At 69.8% G+C, this 2,936-nt stretch carries 2 protein-coding genes; both read left to right on the top strand.

The features are described from left to right. Positions 1-283 precede the first annotated feature (283 nt). A complete protein-coding gene (locus tag ABZ836_RS30410; RefSeq protein ID WP_361147602.1) occupies positions 284-880 on the top strand; it encodes a hypothetical protein in 597 nt (198 codons plus the stop codon). 251 nt (positions 881-1,131) lie between these two features. Next, entirely contained in the window at positions 1,132-2,898 is a 1,767-nt protein-coding gene (gene arc / locus ABZ836_RS30405) for a proteasome ATPase (protein ID WP_356138103.1), read from the top strand. Positions 2,899-2,936 lie beyond the last annotated feature (38 nt).

Here is a 2,936-nt window from a genome sequence, read left to right as displayed (position 1 = left end):
CCGTCGAAGACGCAGGTGACCTCGCAGTTGGTCTGCGCGGCCAGGGTGGACAACTGGCCCAGCAGCCGCAGCCGCTGCTGTTCCAGCATGCGTCGCACGGCAACCCGGCCGGTGCGCCTCGCTGTTGGCGGGCGTGACCTGCCGCCCGGGCGCCGTCCGCACGCCGTGCACGCCCCGTGAACGGTCCGCGCACACCCGGACCCCGCGGTTCCCCGGCCGTGTGACGTGTGGCACGATGCTGGACAACCCACCGGCACCGTCCCTCCACGGGAGACACCCACTCGTGCAGCACCCCGACGTCCCGGAACTGGCGCACGCGCACGCCTCCCCCCGCCCGATCCACTGGCTCGCCACGGCCACCGCCGTCGCCGGCGTGATGGCCCTGTCCTCCCTGGTGCAGCCCGGCCACGCCACGGCGGTTCCGCCCCGGGACGACAAGGCCGCCTCCGCCGCTCCGGCCGCCCCCGCCCGCCCGGCCCCCGATCCGGCCGCGGCACGGCTGCCGCTGGACTGCGGCGACATCGCCGAACCGGTGGTGGTCCGGCAGAGCACCGGCGACCTCGACGGCGACGGCAACCCCGAGGCGGTCGCCGCCGTCCACTGCGACAGCGCCATGGGCACGCCGCCCGACGCCGTGTACGTCATCACCCGCGCGGCGGACACCGGCGAGCCGCGGGTGGTCGCCACCCTGGTCGGGCCGAAGGAGCGCCGCACCGTCACCGAGCTGGCGGTGCGCGACGGACAGGTCGAGGCCACCATGCTCGGGTACTCCTCGCGGGACGTGCCCAGTTGCTGCCCGGACGTCGAGGAGGACGTCAACTGGCGCTGGGCCGACGGCGCGTTCCACCGCGGTTCCCCGGAGGTCACCGAACAGGTCTGATCCGGGCGCGCCGCTGCCGTCCGGTCACCTGCCGGTCCACCCCCGGAACCGTCCGCCGGTCCGTCCAACCGGTCGGTCGTGATGTTCACTGCTTTCGATCCACGTTCCCTGGGTATCTCCCTGGCAGTGAGGGAGAGCGCAAGGGTGAAGATCGGACACACTCCGACGGTCTTTGTGATCTAGGGTTTCAATCGACACCCGCCCAGGTAGGGTCTGGAAGCGTCCAGCTCCCCTTGGAGGAGGTGAGGACCGTGGCAGCCCACGACGACGACATGAACCGCGGCATCCGCCCGGGTCGAGGGTCCGAGGACCCGGCCGGGCAGATCGCCTACCTTGAGCAGGAGATCGCCGTCCTGCGACGCAAGCTCGCCGACTCTCCGCGGCACACGAGGCTTCTCGAAGAGCGGATCGTCGAGCTGCAGACCAATCTGGCCGGCGTGTCCGCGCAGAACGAGCGGCTGGCCGGCACTCTCCGAGAGGCCCGCGACCAGATCGTGGCCCTCAAGGAGGAGGTCGACCGGCTCGCCCAGCCGCCGGCCGGATTCGGCGTGTTCCTCGCGGCGAACGAGGACGGCACCGCCGACATCTTCACCGGCGGCCGCAAGCTCCGGGTGAACGTCAGCCCCAGCATCGACCTGGCCGAGCTCCGGCGCGGTCAGGAGGTGATGCTCAACGAGGCGCTCAACGTGGTCGAGGCCATGCAGTTCGAGCGCGTCGGCGAGATCGTCACCCTCAAGGAGGTCCTGGAGGACGGCGAGCGCGCCCTGGTGATCGGGCACACCGACGAGGAGAAGGTGGTCCGGCTCGCCGAACCGCTGCTCGACGTCACCATCAGGGCCGGTGACGCCCTGCTGCTCGAGCCCCGCTCCGGATACGTCTACGAGGTCGTGCCCAAGAGCGAGGTCGAGGAACTGGTCCTCGAAGAGGTTCCCGACATCGGGTACGAGCAGATCGGCGGTCTCGGCGGCCAGATCGAGGCCATCCGGGACGCGGTCGAGCTCCCCTACCTGTACCCGGACCTCTTCAAGGAGCACGAGCTGCGCCCGCCCAAGGGCGTCCTGCTCTACGGCCCGCCCGGCTGCGGCAAGACACTCATCGCCAAGGCCGTCGCCAACTCGCTGGCCAAGAAGGTCGCCGAGGTCACCGGACAGGCGGCGGGCAAGAGCTTCTTCCTCAACATCAAGGGCCCCGAGCTCCTCAACAAGTACGTCGGCGAGACCGAGCGGCAGATCCGCCTGGTCTTCCAGCGGGCCCGGGAGAAGGCCAGCGAGGGCACGCCCGTCATCGTCTTCTTCGACGAGATGGAGTCCCTCTTCCGCACCCGTGGCTCCGGCGTGAGCTCGGACGTCGAGAACACCATCGTCCCGCAGCTCCTCGCCGAGATCGACGGCGTGGAGGGCCTGCAGAACGTGGTCGTGATCGGCGCCTCGAACCGCGAGGACATGATCGACCCGGCCATCCTGCGCCCCGGCCGGCTCGACGTGAAGATCAAGATCGAGCGTCCGGACGCCGAGGCGGCCAAGGACATCTTCGGCAAGTACCTCACCGAGCGCCTGCCGCTCCACGCGGACGACCTGGCCGAGCACGGCGGCGACCGGGCCGCCACGGTCCAGAACATGATCCAGTCCGCGGTCGAGCACATGTACGCGGAGTCCGAGGAGAACCGCTTCCTGGAGGTCACCTACGCCAACGGTGACAAGGAGGTCCTGTACTTCAAGGACTTCAACTCCGGCGCCATGATCGAGAACATCGTGGGCCGGGCCAAGAAGATGGCGATCAAGGACTTCCTCGACCACAGCCAGCGCGGTCTGCGGGTCTCCCACCTCCTCCAGGCGTGCGTGGACGAGTTCAAGGAGAACGAGGACCTGCCCAACACGACCAACCCGGACGACTGGGCCCGGATCTCCGGCAAGAAGGGCGAGCGGATCGTGTACATCCGCACCCTGATCACCGGGAAGCAGGGCGCGGACACCGGACGGTCCATCGACACGGTGGCCAACACCGGTCAGTACCTGTAATCACGAGGGGGCGGCCGCGGGTGCCTGCGAGGCACCCG

The organism is Streptomyces sp. NPDC047130 (assembly GCF_040643475.1).
In the GTDB taxonomy this organism is placed as follows: domain Bacteria; phylum Actinomycetota; class Actinomycetes; order Streptomycetales; family Streptomycetaceae; genus Streptomyces.
The sequence above is the reverse complement of the archived record's forward strand: the minus strand, read 5'-3'. Positions and strand labels throughout refer to the sequence as shown.